Raw genomic sequence first — 16,054 nt, forward strand, 5'->3', positions numbered from 1 at the left:
ACCCAGTTTAAGTCGCATCGTGCGATCTCTGCTGGATAACCTGTGTGAACCCTATGTCTACTGTTACAACTAACGAATCTACCGGTATGGAAAGTTTTGCTGCGCTCTTCGAGGAATCGTTGTCGCGTCAAGATATGCGCTCCGGCGAAGTTATTTCCGCTGAAGTCGTGCGCCTCGACCACAATTTCGTGATCGTGAACGCTGGCCTCAAATCCGAAGCATTCATCCCTGTCGAAGAATTCAAGAACGACCACGGCGAACTGGAAGTCAAAGTTGGTGACTTCGTTTCCGTGGCGATCGAATCGCTGGAAAACGGTTTCGGCGATACCATCCTGTCGCGCGATAAAGCCAAGCGTCTGGCTTCGTGGCTGGCTCTGGAAAAAGCGATGGAATCGGGCGAAATCGTCGTCGGTACCGTCAATGGTAAAGTCAAAGGCGGTCTGACCGTGTTGACCAACGGCATCCGCGCATTCCTGCCGGGCTCGCTGGTTGATACCCGTCCTGTCAAAGACACCACCCCATTCGAAGGCAAAACCCTCGAATTCAAAGTGATCAAGCTGGATCGCAAGCGTAACAACGTGGTTCTGTCCCGCCGCGCCGTCATCGAAGCTTCGATGGGCGAAGAGCGTCAGAAACTGATGGAAACGCTGAAAGAAGGCACGGTCGTGACCGGCGTCGTCAAAAATATCACCGACTACGGCGCGTTCGTGGATCTGGGCGGTATCGATGGCTTGCTGCACATCACCGACCTGGCATGGCGCCGTGTACGTCACCCGTCGGAAGTTCTGACGGTTGGCCAGGAAATCACCGCCAAAGTCCTGAAATACGATCAAGAGAAAAACCGTGTTTCGCTGGGCGTGAAACAACTGGGCGACGATCCTTGGACCGGTCTGTCCCGTCGTTACCCACAAAGCACCCGTCTGTTCGGTAAAGTAACGAACCTGACCGACTACGGCGCATTCGTTGAAGTGGAACAGGGTATCGAAGGTCTGGTACACGTTTCCGAAATGGACTGGACGAACAAAAACGTTGCTCCTAACAAAGTTGTCCAACTGGGCGACGAAGTAGAAGTGATGGTTCTGGAAATCGACGAAGAGCGTCGTCGTATCTCGCTGGGTATGAAACAGTGCAAAGCCAACCCTTGGGATGACTTTGGCGTGACCCACAAGAAGGGCGATAAAGTCCGCGGCGCGATCAAATCGATCACCGACTTCGGCGTGTTCATCGGCCTGGCCGGCAACATCGACGGTCTGGTGCACCTGTCCGACCTGTCCTGGACCGAAACCGGCGAAGAAGCCGTGCGTCGCTTCAAGAAAGGTGACGAACTGGAAGCCATCGTTCTGGCCATCGACGTTGAGCGCGAGCGCGTTTCCCTGGGCGTCAAGCAACTGGAAGGTGACCCATTCAACAACTTCGCAGCCATGAACGACAAAGGCTCGCTGGTAACCGGCACCGTTAAATCGGTTGAGCCTAAAGGCGCCGTGATCCAACTGTCCGAAGAAGTCGAAGGCTACCTGCGCGCTTCCGAAATCTCGCGCGACCGCGTTGAAGATGCTGGTACGCACCTGAAAGTCGGCGATACCGTCGAAGCAATGGTGTTGAACATCGACCGCAAAGCCCGTGGTATCCAACTGTCGATCAAAGCGAAAGACAACGTTGAAACCCAGGAAGCCATGCAGAAGATGGCAGCTACCGACAACAACGCAGCTTCGGGCACCACCAGCCTGGGCGCCTTGTTGAAAGCTAAGTTCGATAACAAGAACTAAGACTGCGGATACGGCAGATGACAAAGTCCGAGCTGATCAACCGCCTCGCTGAGCGTTATTCTCAGCTGGTGGCGAAAGATGCGGAGTATGCCGTCAAGACCATTCTCGATGCGATGACCAACGCCCTGGCGACGGGTCAGCGTATCGAGATCCGCGGTTTTGGCAGTTTTGCCCTGAACAGCAGGCCCCCGCGCATCGGCCGCAACCCGAAATCCGGCGACAAGGTGATGGTGCCCGAAAAACGGGTACCTCATTTCAAACCGGGCAAACAGTTGCGCGAGCGGGTGGACGCGATGGTCGGGCAACCGATCATCGAGGATTAATCGTCTGCTGGAAGGCGACATAGAAAGCGGCGTCCTTGGATGCCGCTTTTTTTTGTTAATATGCTGTAGAGCACTGACCAAACCTACTGCGCGTCGCGCTTTGCGGCCTGCGATGCTCACCGTACTTCAGTACGGTTGCGCTTCTCGGCCACAAATCACTGCCGCTCGCTACGGTTTTATCAGCGCTCTACGTTTGTGTCATGTTGGCACTGGCATTTTTTGTTCTCTCTGGACCTATCGATGAAAATCATCTCCACCATCGTTGGCTGTGTTCTTTTCGTCCTGTTCTTCAGTTTTGCGCTGAAGAATGCGCAGGTTGTCGACCTGCATGTTTTCCTCAATTATGAAATTCGCGGCCCTCTGGTCCTGATGCTGCTGGGATTTTTTGTCGCCGGCGCCAGCCTCGGCGTCCTGGCCCTGACGCCGACCGTGTTCCGTCACCGCCGCGAAGCGAGCAAGCAAAAGACCACTATTGCCGCGCTGCAGACCGTTGGCGTGAGCAGCAATGTCCAGCCGCAACCGGACAGCGTGAGCGCGCAGTAAGCGGCGTTGTCGCTCCTATCTCTCTTACTCGAATAAAAACAATCGCATGGATTTTGAACTCTGGTGGCTCTTGGGTATCCCGGTGTTTTTCGCGCTGGGCTGGATTGCCGCGCGTGTGGACATACATCAACTGGTATCCGAATCGCGCAGTCTGCCGCGCAATTACTTCAAGGGCTTGAACTTCCTGCTCAATGAGCAGCATGACAAGGCCATCGATGCCTTCATCGAAGTCGTCAAGCTGGACCCGGAATCGGCCGATATGCACTTTGCACTGGGCAACCTGTTCCGCCGCCGCGGCGAAACGGAGCGCGCCATCCGCGTGCACCAGAATTTGCTGGCGCGCCCTGACTTGCCGCTGGAACAGCAGGGCCATGCCGCCTACGAGCTCGGGATGGATTACCTGAAGGCGGGCTTGCTGGACCGCGCCGAAGAAACCTTCAATAGCCTGATCGACACGCAATATGCGGCCCAGGCGCGGCGCGCGCTGCTGGAAATCTACCAGCGCGAAAAGGAATGGCCACGCGCCATCGAAGCGGCCGTGGGCTTGCAGGAATCGGGCGCCGGTGCGCGCCAGAAGGAAATCGCCCAGTTCTATTGCGAGCTGGCGCATGACGCGCTGGTGCACATGAAGCCGGACGACGCCATGCCGCTGCTGGAAAAAGCCTTGCAGACGGACCGCAAGAGCGTGCGCGCCACCATCCTGACGGGCGACGTGCTGCTGGCGCGCGGCGACGTGGAAGGCGCCTTGACCACCTGGCGTCGCGTGGAACAGCAAAGCGTGCCGCACGTGGCCCTGGTGGCGCAGCGCCTGATGGATGGCTACACCAAGGTGGGCCGCGCGCAGGAAGGCGTCAACCTGCTGCGTTCCTACCTGGAAGAGGCGTCGTCGATCGACTTGATCGAAGTCGTCTTCAAGGCCGTCATCGAGCTCGACGGCGTGGAAGCGGCGAAGCAGCTGGTCAGCGCCGAGCTGCGCCGCACGCCAACCCTGCTGGGCCTGGATAAACTGCTGGAAGCGCGCATGATGGATGCGCCGGCCGCCATCTGGTCGGAGCTGTCGATGGTGAAAAACCTCGTGCACGGCTATACGCAAAAGCTGGCCCGCTACCAGTGCAGCCACTGCGGCTTCAAGGCACGCCAGTTCTATTGGCACTGCCCGGGCTGCAACAAGTGGGAAACGTATCCGCCACGCCGCACGGAAGAATTGAATGTCATGAACTGATCAATCGTACACGCCACCTTGCCCCGCGCAATGTGGCGTGTACTTGTATGTAGTACCTGCAATTCACAAATAACAAATACGGCATAACCATGAAAATCACCATTATCGGCACGGGCTATGTGGGCCTCGTGACCGGCGCCTGCCTGGCGGAACTGGGCAACGACGTTTTTTGCCTCGACCTGGACGCACAGAAGGTCGCCTTGCTCAACAGCGGCGGCATTCCCATCCATGAGCCCGGCCTGGAAGAAGTCGTGGCGCGCAACCGCGCCGCCGGACGCATGACCTTTTCCACCGACGTCGAGGCCGCCGCCGCGCACGGTGTGATGCAATTCATTGCCGTCGGCACGCCGCCCGATGAAGATGGCTCGGCCGACCTGCAATACGTGCTGGCCGCCGCGCGCGGCATCGGCAAGTACATGACGGAGTTCAAGGTCATCGTCGACAAGTCGACCGTGCCTGTCGGCACGGCTGAAAAAGTGCGCGCCGCCATCCAGGGCGAACTGGACGCGCGCGGCGTGGCTGCCACGTTTTCGGTTGCGTCGAACCCGGAATTCCTCAAGGAAGGCGCGGCCGTCGAAGACTTCATGCGCCCCGACCGCATCGTTATCGGCGTCGATGCCACGCAGGACGGCGAGCGTGCGCGCGAATTGCTGAAAAGCTTGTACGCGCCGTTCAACCGCAACCACGAGCGCACCTACTGGATGGATGTGCGTTCGGCCGAATTCACGAAGTATGCGGCCAACGCCATGCTGGCCACGCGCATCTCTTTCATGAATGAGCTGGCGAACCTGGCCGACAAGGTGGGCGTCGATATCGAGGCCGTGCGCCACGGCATCGGTTCCGACCCGCGCATCGGCCACAGCTTCCTGTACGCCGGTTGCGGTTATGGTGGTTCCTGCTTCCCGAAAGACGTGCAGGCGCTCGAGCGCACGGCGCGCGGATATGGCCAGGAATTGCTCATCCTGCGTGCCGTCGAAGCCGTCAACGACCAGCAGAAGCAGGTGCTGGGACGCAAAGTGGTCACTCGCTTCGGCGAAGATCTGACGGGCCGGCATTTTGCCGTGTGGGGCCTGGCTTTCAAGCCGAATACGGATGACATGCGCGAAGCGTCTGCCCGCGTCCTGCTGGCCGACTTGCTCGGTCGCGGCGCCACGGTAGCCGTCTACGATCCCGTCGCCATGGCCGAGGCAAAGCGGGTGCTGCAACTGGACTTGACGCCTGAGCAACTGGCGAAGGTGCGCTTTGCCGACAGCCCGAAGGATGCGCTGCTGGAGGCCGATGCGCTGGTCATCGTGACCGAATGGAAAGCCTTCCGCAGCCCCGACTTCGAGCAGGTCAAGGCGCGCCTGAAGCAGGCCGTGATCTTTGATGGCCGCAACCTGTTCGAGCCGGCCGTCATGGCCGAGAATGGCATTGAATACCACGGGATCGGTCGCTCGATCCTGACGCGCGCATGAGCGCCCACGAGGTGGTCGCCTTGACGGCGCCGGTCGCCTTGGCCCAGGTACGCCTGCTGGTGGTGGGCGATGTCATGCTGGACCGCTACTGGTTCGGCGACGTCAGCCGTATTTCGCCGGAAGCGCCCGTGCCCATCGTGCGTATCGAGAAGCGCGAGGAGCGCCTGGGCGGCGCTGCCAACGTGGCGCGCAATGCGGCCGCGCTGGGAGCGAAGACGAGCTTGCTGGGCGTGGTCGGCGACGATGAGGCCGGCAGCCAGGTCGAGCGCCTGCTCGAGGGCGGCGGCATCCACAGCTATCTGCAGCGCGACGCGGCCATTTCCACCATCATCAAGCTGCGCGTGATCGGCCGCCAGCAACAGATGCTGCGCATCGACTTCGAGGATGCACCCAGCGATACGGTGCTGCGCGATAAGCTCAAGCAATTCAATGCGCTGCTGCCGCATTACGATGTGGTGATCCTGTCGGACTACGCCAAGGGCAGCCTGGTGAATGTGGCCGAGATGATCAAGGCGGCGAGAAGTGCCGGCAAGATCGTCATGGTCGACCCGAAGGGCGATGATTTCAGCCGCTATGCGGGAGCGTCAGTGCTCACTCCGAACAAGTCGGAATTGCGCCGCGTAATCGGCAGCTGGAATACGGAAGAGCAATTGACGGAACGCGCGCAGCAGATGCGCGCGCAACTGGGCCTGGACGCCTTGCTGCTGACCCGTTCCGAAGAAGGCATGAGCTTGTACACGGCCGACGAGGTGCTGCACATGCCCACCGATGCGCGCGAAGTGTTCGACGTCTCGGGTGCCGGCGACACGGTGATCGCCACCATGGCGGCCATGCTGGGCACCGGCATGGCCCTGGGCGACGCCGTGCGCACGGCCAACCGCGCCGGCGGCATCGTCGTCGGCAAGCTGGGTACGGCCACCGTTACCCGCGACGAGCTGTTCCCGCAATAATCCCCTGCATTCCCCTTCTACCTGCGCCGCATCGTTTGATCTGGCGCAGGTTTTCCCCTCCATCAGCCGTCCTGTCTTGTCAACCGTATCACGCCACAGCCGTTAAAGGCGTTAAGGCGCTGTTCCTCCCTTGCGTTCGAGTCATCTTGAAACCACCTCACGGAGAGATACCCATGTTCAAAAAAATACTGCTGGCCATCGCCACCCTGATCGCGACGATGGGCTTTGCCTTTGCCCAGGTCGATGTCAACAAGGCGGACCAGGCGGCACTCGACAGCGTCAAGGGCATCGGCCCCGTCACCTCGAAAGCCATCGTCGATGAGCGCGCCAAGGGCGGCGCCTTCAAGGATTGGGCCGATTTCGAAACCCGCGTAAAGGGCATCGGTCCGAAAAGTTCCATGAAGCTGTCGGAAGCGGGTTTGCAGGTGAATGGCCAGGCCAAGTCCGGCGCTCCGGCGGCGCCCGCTCCGGCGGCGAAAGCTATGCCGGCAAAAAAGGACGCTGCTGTGAAGGAAGTTGCAGCGAAAGAAGCCGCACCGAAGCCAGCTGCTGTGACCGACACCGCTGCGGCGCCAGCCAAGACAGCCGCTGAAACGAAGAAAGAGGCTGCTGCCGCGAAGAAAGAAGCCAAGGCCGCTGCCGCTGCAGCGAAAAAAGAAGCTGCCGCCGCCAAGGCGATGCCTGCAGCAGCGCCTGCGCCCGTTGCAGCAGCAGCCGATGCCGCCCCCGTGAAAACGGCCGCCGAAACGAAGAAGGAAGCCGCTGCCGCGAAGAAGGCGGCAACGGCCGCCAAGAAAGAGGCCAAGGCTGCGGAGGCAGCGGCGAAGAAGGAAGCCAAGCTGGCTGCCGCCGATGCGAAGAAGGCCGAAGCCGAGAAAAAGTAAGCGTGTTGCTGTGAAGCGTGTTGCGTGGTGGTGCCGCGCAGCACGAGAAGAGAACCCCGCGTGGTACCGGCCGCGCGGGGTTTTTTTTATGCGCCGTCAGCTTACAGCTGCGATTCGATCGGCAGCCAGCGCATCACGGACACCAGCATGCGGCGCCAGAAGCCCGCTTCGGGATCGTGTGTCCATACCTTGGCGGGCTCTTCGGTGGCGTCGGACCAACGCATGGCGCCGTTGTCGAGGAGCAAGCGGTAGCTGGTGTCGCTAGCCGTCGAGTGCAGGAACAGCGCGCGCATGTCGGCTGCCAGCGCGGCATCGTTGAACAGTACGCCCATCTCCGTATTCAGCTGGGCCGAGCGGGGATCGAGGTTGAAGGAGCCGACGAAGCCACGCTGGCCATCGACTACGACGGCCTTGGTATGCAGGCTGGCACGGCTCGACCCCATCAGGCTGATGCGCCTGCGGTGCAGGGTCTTCAATTCAAACAGCGCGATACCGCCATCCAGCAGCGCCTGGCGGTAGCGCGCATAGCCCGCATGCACGAGGGCCACGTCGGTGGCGGCCAGCGAGTTGGTCAGCACCTGCACCTTGACGCCGGCGGCGACCTTGTCGGCCAGGGCTTGCGTCAGCGCTGTGCCGGGCACGAAGTATGGCGAGGTCAGCAGAGCTTCCTCGCGCGCGTCCGACAGCAGGGGCAGCAAGCTGTGCATGAGCCAGTGCTCGCTGCGCTGCAAACTGGCCACGGGCGCGGCTTTTTCCGGCGGGTCCGACAGCACGTGCACTTGCGTGCTCCAGTGCAGGCGCAGGCGGCCATCGAGATGCGCCTGCAACTGGTCCGCATCGCTCAGCTGTCGGAGGTAGGGCGAAGCGCCCACTTCGCCCGTGAGCGCGTCGAGGCGGGCGCGCACAGCCTGCAGTTCCGGCGCGCCCGCATCCTTGCCAGTGTGCAAGGCGTGAATGGGAATGACGGCGCGGCTGTTCCAGAAACGGTCGAAGATGTCGCTCGTCTGCTGCACGGCAGGCCCCACCAGCAGCAGGTCGGCATCCTGGAAATTGACTTGCTGGGAGGCATCAAAATATTCGTCGCCGATATTGCGCCCGCCGACGAGGGCGACCCTGCCGTCGACGATCCAGGCCTTGTTGTGCATGCGCCGGTTCAGGCTGACGGCGCGCAATGCCATTTCCACGGCGCGCAACCAGATGCCATCGCGGTTGCGGCCTGGATTGAAGATGCGCACCTCGATCAGCGGGTGGCTGTCGAGCGCGAGGATGGCGGCGTCCTGGCCGCGCGCGTTGATATCGTCGAGCAACACGCGCACGCGCACGCCGCGGTCGGCCGCGCGCAGCAGTTCGCGCACCAGCAGGCGGCCCGTCACGTCGTTTTGCCAGATGTAGTACTGCAGGTCGAGGCTGCGGCCCGCTTCGCGCGCGCTCAGGGCACGCAAGGCGAAGGCCTCCAGATTGTCGTCGATCAGCGCCGTGCCGCTGTGGCCCGGACGTTGCGCCAGTTGCGGCGCCAGCACGCGGTCGAGCCGGGTGGCGCCGACAGTCACGGGCAAGGCCGTGCCTGCTTCTCCCAGCGAGCGATCGGCGAAGCGCCCGTAGCTGTACAGGGCGGCGATGCTGAGCATGCCAAACAATGTGGCCAGCAGCAGCACTTTGACGAGCAGGCGGCGCACCGTCAGCGGACCGTCCGCGTGTTGCGGCGTGCTGGGTGGCGGATGGGCTGGCGCATGCGGGGTCTTTCGTAAGCGGAACGGGAAGTGGCCGATTGTAGCAGTTTCTATAATGCACGATTTTCATCTGGAAACATCCTTGCCTGGCGTCAAAAATGCGAGAATGAGCAGCTCAAACAATCGTCGGGGGAGGCGCGCATGGTAAGAATTTTGATGGCAATGACGGCAGCAATGCTGTCGGCGGGCGTGGCTGCGGCGCCAGGCGCCGAACCGGCACAGCAGCAGATACGGCAGGTGGTGGCCGACATTTCGCCGCAGCGCATCGAGGCGCATGTGCGCAAGCTGGTGGGCTTCCAGACGCGCCACACGATGTCCGATACCGTGTCCGATACGCGCGGCATCGGTGCGGCGCGGCGCTGGATCAAGGCGGAACTGGAGCGCTGTGGCGCACAGGCGGGCGGACGGCTGCAGGTGGCGTTCGACAGCCATATCGCACCCGTCTCGAAACGCATTGCGCGGCCAACGGAAATCGTCAACGTGGTGGCAACCCTGCCCGGCAGCCAGCCGCAGTCGGCCGGGCGCATGTATGTCGTCAGCGGCCACTATGACTCGCGCGCCACCGACGTAATGGATGCGCAGGGTGACGCGCCCGGCGCCAACGACGATGCGTCGGGCACGGCGGCCGTGATCGAGATGGCTTGCGTGATGGCGCGCTACCAGTTCGACTCCACGCTCGTCTTCATGGCCGTGGCGGCCGAGGAACAGGGCTTGTTGGGTTCCGGCCATTGGGCGCAACAGGCGAAGTTGAACAAGCTCAACATCGCCGGCATGCTCAATAACGACATCATCGGCAGTTCGCGCGCCGAAGACGGCACCATTGATGCTGGCCAGGTGCGCCTGTTTGCCGAGGGCATACCAGCCGTGAAGGAGATGAGCGACGGCGTGCGCGCCCTGGTGGCGACGGGTGGCGAAAATGATTCCATCTCGCGCCAGCTGGCGCGCCATGTGAAACAGGTGGGCGAGCGCTATGTGCCCGGATTTACCGTCAACGTCATCCAGCGCGCCGACCGCTACCTGCGCGGCGGCGATCATATGCCCTTCCTCGCGCAAGGTTACGCTGCGCTGCGCTTCACGGAACCGCACGAGGATTTTGCCCACCAGCATCAGGATGTGCGCGTGGAGAACGGCGTGCAGTATGGCGACCTGCCGCACTTCGTCGATTACAACTATGTGGCGCAAGTGGCCCGCGTGAATGCGGCGGCACTCGCGTCGCTGGCCCTGGCGCCGGCCGCGCCCGCCGGCGTGCAGGTGCGCACGGCCCAGCTGGAAAACGCCACCACACTGGTATGGCAGCCGAATACGGAACCGGACCTGGCCGGCTACCGCATCGTGTGGCGCGCCACGACGGCCGAGCAGTGGCAGGGCGCACAGGACGTGGGCAATGTCACAGAGGCCAAGGTCAAGCTATCTAAAGACAACTATTTCTTTGGCGTCCAGGCCATCGATCGCGACGGCAATATCAGCGTGGCAAGCTACCCCATGCCCTTGCGCTAATCAGGAAGCGACTGGCAGGCGCGCAAGAAAGCCGTGAATCTGCGCAACGACCGCCGCGCCTTCGCCCACGGCGGCGGCCACGCGTTTGGTGGAGCCGGCCCGCACGTCGCCGATGGCAAAGACGCCCGGCACGCTCGTTTCCAGCGCGGCCCGGTCGGGCAAGTCCGGTGGCGGGTAGGGTAAATGCGCGGCATGGCCCTGGGCGCGGCATTCGGCGCGCGTGACATCGAAGCCCGTGCGGATGAAACCCTGTTCGTCGACGGCCACGGCGCAGTCTTGCAGCCAGTCCGTGTTCGGATCGGCGCCGACGAAGAGAAACACGCGCCGCACGGCGCAATCGCACTCTTCGCCCGTCTGGTTGTTGCGCCAGCGCACCTCCGTCAAGCCATCGTCGTCGCCTTCGAGGGCGATGATTTCCGTCTGCGTGTGCAGGGTGATGTTGGGCGTGGCGGCGATGCGCTCGATCAGATAGCTCGACATGCTGGCCGCCAGCCCTGCGCCGCGGATCACCATGTGGACCCTGGCGGCGTGGCCGGAGAGAAACACGGCCGCCTGGCCGGCCGAATTGCCGCCGCCGACCAGGATGATTTCTTCCTGCCGGCACAGCTTGGCTTCGATGGGCGAGGCCCAGTAATACACGCCCCGTCCCTCATACGTTTTCAGGTTCGCCAGCGAGGGGCGGCGGTAGCGCGCGCCGCACGACAGCACCACCGTGCGGGCGCGCACCTGCGTGCCGTCGCACAGAGTGACGCGCAGCGGCCAGCTGTCGCACAGCAGCTTGGCGGCACTGGCCGGGGTGGCGATTTCGACGCCGAATTTTTGCGCCTGCACATAGGCGCGTCCCGCCAGTGCGCGGCCGGAAATACCGGTGGGAAAGCCCAGGTAATTTTCGATGCGCGCGCTGGCGCCCGCCTGACCGCCATACGCACGCTGTTCCAGGGCCAACACCGATAAACCTTCCGAGGCAGCATACACGGCCGTGGCCAGGCCTGCGGGACCGGCACCTACCACCAGTACGTCAAAAATCTTGTCGCCGGACAAATCGGGAAGCATGCCCAGGCAGCGTCCCAGTTCCGCATTGCCGGGATTTTTCATGATCTTGCCGTCCGGACAGACCACCAGGGGCCAATCCTGCGGCGTGCTCTGGTAACGCTCGGCCAGCGCGGCGGCAGCCGCATCGGTGGCCGGATCGAGCACCGTGTGCGGATGGCCATTGCTCGATAAAAAGCTTTGCAGGTGGAACAGATTGCCATTGCCGCGCGGTCCCACCAGCACGGGGCCGCCTGAATTGGCTTCGATCAGCGCCACGCGGCGCAGGATCAGGGCGCGCACGATGCGTTCGCCCATCTCCGCCTCGGCCACGATCAGCGCGCGCAGGGATTCCGAGCTGATGTCGAGCACTTCCACCGCGCCCACGGCGCTACCGTTGACGAGAGTGGGGCGGCCTGACAATTGCGCCACTTCGGCAATGAAGTGGCCAACGCCCACTTCGCGCAGCTGCGACGCCTGCCCCAGCACTTCGTGGCGTTTGATGCTGACCCGCCCGGACAGTATCACCAGCATGCCGAAGCTGCTGCTGCCCGCCTCGAATAGCGTAGCGCCATCGGCAAAGCGCTGCAGCGTGCCATAGCGCTGCAAGCGCTGCAGTTCGAGCGCATGGAAGACGGGCGATATCTGGTGGCTGCGGCCCTGCAAGTCGAGCGTGCTAAATTGGACGGGATCGTCCTGCGTCGTTTCGGGAATGAATTCGGGGGTGCTGCTGGCCATGGCGAGTCCGTTTGGAGGCTGAATAAGCAAATAACAAAAATAACTAACAGTGACGAGTCTAGCGCATGCGGCGCGCGCCTGCCGCAATACCCCTTGCGCACGCCCGGAAATGGCAGTGCGGCAGGCGCAATGCGGTCAGTGGCGGCGCAGCCGGACGCGCATGCGGTCCCGGATACCGCCGCCGATCAGCGATACGCCGGCCAGCATCTCATATTAGAATGGGTCTTTGTTGAATCTACTCAAACAGACACGATGGCTTACAAGACACTTGAAGATACGATAGGCAATACCCCGCTGGTGCAGCTGACGCGCTTGCCGGGTGCCGATGCGCTTGCGCGCAACAACGTCATCCTGGGCAAGCTGGAGGGTAATAATCCAGCCGGCTCCGTGAAGGACCGCGCCGCCATGTCCATGCTCAAGCGCGCCGAGGAGCGCGGCGTCATCAAGCCAGGCGATACCCTGATCGAGGCGACCAGCGGCAATACGGGCATCGCGCTGGCCATGGCCGCCGCCTTGCGCGGCTACAAGATGCTGCTCTTGATGCCAGACAATCTCAGCGTGGAACGCCGCCAAAGCATGGCCGCCTACGGCGCCGATATCCTGCTCACGCCAAAGACGGGCGGCATGGAATATGCACGCGACCTGGCCGAGCAGATGCAGAAGGATGGCCGTGGCATCATCCTCGACCAGTTTGGCAACGAAGACAATTCGCGTGCCCACTATGAAACGACGGGGCCGGAAATCTGGCGCGACACGGAAGGCCGGGTCACGCATTTCGTCAGCGCCATGGGCACCACGGGCACCATCATGGGCGTGTCGCGTTATTTGAAAGAGCAAAATCGCGCCATCCAGATCATCGGCGCGCAGCCCGAGGACGGTTCGCAGATTCCCGGCATCCGCAAATGGCCGGAAGCGTACCTGCCGAAAATATACGACAAGTCGCGCGTGGATCAGGTGGAATACGTGAGCCAGGGCGTGGCCGAGCGCATGGCCCGCAGCCTAGCGGCGGAAGAGGGCTTGTTTTGCGGTATTTCGGCAGCCGGCGCCTGCGAAATCGCGCTGCGCATCTCGCAAACGGTGGAAAACGCGACCATCGTGTTTGTCGTCTGCGACCGTGGCGACCGCTATCTCTCGACCGGCGTGTTTCCTGCTTGATTGTTGATACGGGAAAAGAATGTCGGCCAGAACGGCCTGAAAATTACCCCCTCCCCACGGCGGGGAGGGAAAACCTGCGAAACTGGCAGGATCAGCCTTGTGGCGTTTCGCCTTCTTTTGGTTTGAATTGCTTGTCGCTGATGCGGAATTTGTTGCGGCGGTCACCCATCAGGTAACGCAGATCGCGGATGCTCAGATCGCTCACTTCGTGCATGCGGATCAGCAGCGATGCGCCGACCGGCAGGCGGTGGTGGCGGATTTTGCTGATGACCGGTGGCGCTACTTCCAGCGCGCGGGACAGGGCTGCGTCGTTCTTCAGGCGCAGGTTTTCGATCAGGGTATCGAGCAATCTGTTTGGGTTGTACTGGAGCAGATCGTCGGAGTCCGAATCGCTGTTCATATCAATGCCGACTTGGTTTGTCATGATGTTATTGTTCCTTCTGTAGTTGCACTGCAAAGTAAAAAACACTCGGAGCTCGCTCTTGCTGCGTTCATGTTCATTCTTTACTAAAAGGAACGAATTCACACACGGTACGATCCGGGATACAGTTTTTCATGATATATACACAATTGTACAGCAGGATTCAGTTTCAAGCGGGAAAGCCTGAAAATCTTGCTTTGCACAAAAACGGTGTTGTCTAGCTGCAACACCTATTTATTCTTTATTATGCTCTATGATAGAACAAAAATTGTACTTTGACAAAAGTTAAGTATAAAACCATTTCTGCATTCCGTGCCGCACAAAGGCTGGCGAGCAAGGCTGGCACATGTTATCGGCTCTACCATAGACGTCTTTTCTGGTCGCTTCAACATCGCTTACGCTTTCTTACAAGTAATATTATAACTTTACACTGACTTTCGGTTAGCGTGCGCGAACTTGACTGATGGCCTTGCCCAGATCAATGACTGACATGGCATAAAAATAACTTCTGTTGTACTGAGTTATAGCAAAGAAGTTATTGGTTGCCAAGTGATACTCAGTTGCTTCTGAACCATTTTGCAGGTCGATCAAGCCGAACAACATATTCTGGGGTGTGGCCGAGACGGTACTCACGCCGGCCTCCTGCAATTCCCCCAGCCGGTACTTGGCCTGCAAGCCCTGGCCGATGAATTTTTCCCAGGCGCGGCTGGCCGAAACAGTGACGGGGTACGTGCTGATGGCCGGGTCATCGCGCCGCCAGCCGTGTTCGACGAGGAAATGCGCGACGCTGCCGATGGCGTCGGCCGTGGAATTGCGCAGGTCGATGTGACTATCGCCATCGAAGTCCACTGCATAGTTCATGATGCTGCTAGGCATGAATTGGGGCAGGCCGATGGCGCCCGCATACGAGCCGAGCAAGGTCAATGGATCGATGCCATCCTTGCGCGCGTACAGCAGCGCGTTTTCCAGTTCTCCCTTGAAAAACTCCATGCGCGCGGCGCGGGTCGGGCTTTCCGGATAGGAAAACGCCAGGGTGGTCAGCGCGTCGAGCACGCGGAAGCGCCCCGTGTTGCGTCCGTACACGGTTTCCACGCCGATGATGCCGACGATGATCTCGGCCGGCACGCCATATTCCCGCTCGGCGCGCGCCAGCGCTTGCGCGTTCTCTTCCCAGAATTTCACGCCCGCGTTGATACGCACGGGTTCGATGAAGCGGGCGCTGTAGGCTTGCCAGTTCTTCGGCTTGCCGGGCGGGGCCGGTTTCATCAGCTGCACGGTCGACTCGACATAGCGCACCTTGCCGATCAGGGTATCGAGCTCGGCGCGATCAAAGCCATGTTTGGCCGACATGTCGTCGAGAAAGGCGCGAACTTCTTTCCAGTTGGCATAGTCGACAAATTCGCCTTCAAAGTCGAATTTCGCCGGTGCTTTCTTCGCAGTCGGCTTGCCGGCGACCTTCTTGACGGGCTGGGCCTTGGCCGCGCGTATGGCACGGGCGCGGTCGGCAGCGGAAATATGGCTGTTTTCGCCAGCGTGCGCGGCGGACAGGTACAGGGGAAGGGAGAGCAGCAGGGACAGGGCGGAGGTTTTGATCGGTAGCAAGGAGCGTCTCATCGGCATTGGGTTAACAGGCGGCGCAAGCTGCGCCGCGCGCGGAGTTGTTCATCTGGGTTGGCGTTACCATACTGCATCGCGGCATAGATTGCCAGAAACTGTGCGCTGGCGGCGTGCGGCTCTGGCGTGGCCTGGCCTGCGGCCAGCCGCGCAGCATAACCTTGCGGGCTTGCATGCGGCGCACGGCTGTAGCCGCGCCGCAACTGCTGGCGGCAAAACTGCGCGTTCAGTGCGTCGAGCGGATTGCCATGCCGGGCCTGACGCCAGCAGCGCCAGCACGCGCGTGACGCCATCGAGCGTCACTTGCCGCTCTTCCATCGAGCGTCACTTGCCGCTCTTCCATCGCTGCGAGCAAGCCCGATGGCGTCTTCGGCGCGGCGCCGTTGATCGCGTCGGCCAGCAGGTGCTCGTCCCGCCAGTACGCAGGCGAGGGTCTGGCGGCTATGCAAGTGTTTGCCGACGAGAACTTCGCCGATTTGCTGCGCGGCCTGGTGAATTTTCGAAAACATGCTATTTCTATCACGGTAAGACGGATTATTTAATTTACAATCGCTTTGGCCAGGTCAAGCCGCGCCGCCCACCACCTGCGCGCTCGTGGTAGATTAGCGTGACAGCAAAGGCGGCAAGGGCGGCACAGACCAGCCCGTGATTTTATGCGGGAACGCGCCAGGCAGGCAGGAATGCTCTGCAGTGTTCCGGCGCGCGTTTCCGGTATGGATAGAGAG

General features: G+C 61.4%; 15 protein-coding genes. 9 read left to right on the plus strand and 6 right to left on the minus strand.

Annotation, left to right across the window (positions count from 1 at the left end; all coding sequences use genetic code 11):
- The first annotated feature begins 53 nt into the window (after positions 1-53).
- The 7 genes from rpsA (at position 54) to K0F85_RS18755 (ending at position 7,145) form a co-directional block, all read left to right on the plus strand.
- The gene (gene rpsA, locus K0F85_RS18725) at positions 54-1,766 is read left to right on the plus strand and encodes a 30S ribosomal protein S1 (protein ID WP_071650172.1); all 1,713 of its coding nucleotides are present in this window, start codon (positions 54-56) and stop codon (positions 1,764-1,766) included.
- A gap of 17 nt (positions 1,767-1,783) precedes the next feature.
- Positions 1,784-2,089 (plus strand): integration host factor subunit beta, encoded by a 306-nt coding sequence (locus K0F85_RS18730; protein WP_008446215.1) that lies wholly within the window; start codon positions 1,784-1,786, stop codon positions 2,087-2,089.
- 240 nt (positions 2,090-2,329) lie between these two features.
- Positions 2,330-2,632, plus strand: coding sequence for a lipopolysaccharide assembly LapA domain-containing protein (locus K0F85_RS18735; RefSeq protein ID WP_219117469.1), 303 nt, complete (start codon positions 2,330-2,332; stop codon positions 2,630-2,632).
- A gap of 46 nt (positions 2,633-2,678) precedes the next feature.
- A complete protein-coding gene (gene lapB / locus K0F85_RS18740; protein ID WP_100875966.1) occupies positions 2,679-3,854 on the plus strand; it encodes a lipopolysaccharide assembly protein LapB in 1,176 nt (391 codons plus the stop codon).
- Between the two features lie 89 nt (positions 3,855-3,943).
- Positions 3,944-5,311, plus strand: coding sequence for a UDP-glucose/GDP-mannose dehydrogenase family protein (locus tag K0F85_RS18745; RefSeq protein ID WP_219117470.1), 1,368 nt, complete (start codon positions 3,944-3,946; stop codon positions 5,309-5,311).
- Entirely contained in the window at positions 5,308-6,261 is a 954-nt protein-coding gene (gene rfaE1, locus K0F85_RS18750) for a D-glycero-beta-D-manno-heptose-7-phosphate kinase (protein ID WP_219117471.1), read from the plus strand. Before K0F85_RS18745 ends, rfaE1 begins: the two co-directional genes overlap by 4 nt.
- A 173-nt stretch (positions 6,262-6,434) precedes the next feature.
- Positions 6,435-7,145, plus strand: coding sequence for a helix-hairpin-helix domain-containing protein (locus tag K0F85_RS18755; RefSeq protein ID WP_219117472.1), 711 nt, complete (start codon positions 6,435-6,437; stop codon positions 7,143-7,145).
- Positions 7,146-7,246: 101 nt separating this feature from the next.
- On the opposite strand, the gene K0F85_RS18760 is transcribed toward K0F85_RS18755, so the two are convergent.
- On the minus strand, positions 7,247-8,821 hold the full coding sequence (locus K0F85_RS18760) for a phospholipase D family protein (RefSeq protein ID WP_219117473.1): 1,575 nt from the start codon (positions 8,819-8,821) through the stop codon (positions 7,247-7,249).
- Positions 8,822-9,037: 216 nt separating this feature from the next.
- Between K0F85_RS18760 and K0F85_RS18765 the strand changes: the two genes are divergently transcribed.
- Positions 9,038-10,372, plus strand: coding sequence for a M28 family metallopeptidase (locus K0F85_RS18765; protein ID WP_257572876.1), 1,335 nt, complete (start codon positions 9,038-9,040; stop codon positions 10,370-10,372).
- On the opposite strand, the gene K0F85_RS18770 is transcribed toward K0F85_RS18765, so the two are convergent.
- A complete protein-coding gene (locus K0F85_RS18770; protein WP_219117475.1) occupies positions 10,373-12,139 on the minus strand; it encodes an FAD-dependent oxidoreductase in 1,767 nt (588 codons plus the stop codon).
- A 252-nt stretch (positions 12,140-12,391) separates the two neighbouring features.
- On the opposite strand from K0F85_RS18770, the gene cysM reads away from it, so the two are divergent.
- Positions 12,392-13,294: a cysteine synthase CysM gene (gene cysM / locus K0F85_RS18775; protein ID WP_219117476.1), complete on the plus strand. Its 903-nt coding sequence runs from the start codon at positions 12,392-12,394 to the stop codon at positions 13,292-13,294.
- Between the two features lie 91 nt (positions 13,295-13,385).
- Here cysM and K0F85_RS18780 read toward each other — a convergent pair whose 3' ends face one another.
- The 4 genes from K0F85_RS18780 to K0F85_RS28905 all read right to left on the minus strand — a co-directional run bounded on the left by K0F85_RS18780 (position 13,386) and on the right by K0F85_RS28905 (position 15,852).
- Positions 13,386-13,718, minus strand: coding sequence for a hypothetical protein (locus K0F85_RS18780; RefSeq protein WP_034751784.1), 333 nt, complete (start codon positions 13,716-13,718; stop codon positions 13,386-13,388).
- Between the two features lie 438 nt (positions 13,719-14,156).
- Positions 14,157-15,317: a lytic murein transglycosylase B gene (gene mltB / locus K0F85_RS18785; RefSeq protein WP_257572877.1), complete on the minus strand. Its 1,161-nt coding sequence runs from the start codon at positions 15,315-15,317 to the stop codon at positions 14,157-14,159.
- A gap of 8 nt (positions 15,318-15,325) precedes the next feature.
- Positions 15,326-15,622: a DUF4129 domain-containing protein gene (locus K0F85_RS18790; protein WP_219117478.1), complete on the minus strand. Its 297-nt coding sequence runs from the start codon at positions 15,620-15,622 to the stop codon at positions 15,326-15,328.
- The gene (locus tag K0F85_RS28905) at positions 15,556-15,852 is read right to left on the minus strand and encodes an AAA family ATPase (RefSeq protein WP_374198742.1); all 297 of its coding nucleotides are present in this window, start codon (positions 15,850-15,852) and stop codon (positions 15,556-15,558) included. The genes K0F85_RS18790 and K0F85_RS28905 overlap by 67 nt, the downstream gene beginning before the upstream one ends.
- Positions 15,853-16,054: the final 202 nt, after the last annotated feature.

The sequence above is a fragment of the Janthinobacterium sp. UMAB-56 genome (assembly GCF_900095265.1).
In the GTDB taxonomy this organism is placed as follows: domain Bacteria; phylum Pseudomonadota; class Gammaproteobacteria; order Burkholderiales; family Burkholderiaceae_D; genus Janthinobacterium.

What these genes read in the sequence shown, in the direction of transcription:
- lapB (WP_100875966.1), top strand. Translation starts at nt 2,679, where the DNA reads ATGGATTTTGAACTCTGGTGGCTCTTGGGTATCCCGGTGTTTTTCGCG.
- K0F85_RS18790 (WP_219117478.1), bottom strand. Translation starts at nt 15,622, where the DNA reads ATGGCGTCACGCGCGTGCTGGCGCTGCTGGCGTCAGGCCCGGCATGGC.
- K0F85_RS18730 (WP_008446215.1), top strand. Translation starts at nt 1,784, where the DNA reads ATGACAAAGTCCGAGCTGATCAACCGCCTCGCTGAGCGTTATTCTCAG.
- K0F85_RS18735 (WP_219117469.1), top strand. Translation starts at nt 2,330, where the DNA reads ATGAAAATCATCTCCACCATCGTTGGCTGTGTTCTTTTCGTCCTGTTC.
- K0F85_RS18755 (WP_219117472.1), top strand. Translation starts at nt 6,435, where the DNA reads ATGTTCAAAAAAATACTGCTGGCCATCGCCACCCTGATCGCGACGATG.
- K0F85_RS18770 (WP_219117475.1), bottom strand. Translation starts at nt 12,139, where the DNA reads ATGGCCAGCAGCACCCCCGAATTCATTCCCGAAACGACGCAGGACGAT.
- rfaE1 (WP_219117471.1), top strand. Translation starts at nt 5,308, where the DNA reads ATGAGCGCCCACGAGGTGGTCGCCTTGACGGCGCCGGTCGCCTTGGCC.
- rpsA (WP_071650172.1), top strand. Translation starts at nt 54, where the DNA reads ATGTCTACTGTTACAACTAACGAATCTACCGGTATGGAAAGTTTTGCT.
- K0F85_RS18765 (WP_257572876.1), top strand. Translation starts at nt 9,038, where the DNA reads ATGACGGCAGCAATGCTGTCGGCGGGCGTGGCTGCGGCGCCAGGCGCC.
- cysM (WP_219117476.1), top strand. Translation starts at nt 12,392, where the DNA reads ATGGCTTACAAGACACTTGAAGATACGATAGGCAATACCCCGCTGGTG.
- K0F85_RS18745 (WP_219117470.1), top strand. Translation starts at nt 3,944, where the DNA reads ATGAAAATCACCATTATCGGCACGGGCTATGTGGGCCTCGTGACCGGC.
- K0F85_RS18780 (WP_034751784.1), bottom strand. Translation starts at nt 13,718, where the DNA reads ATGACAAACCAAGTCGGCATTGATATGAACAGCGATTCGGACTCCGAC.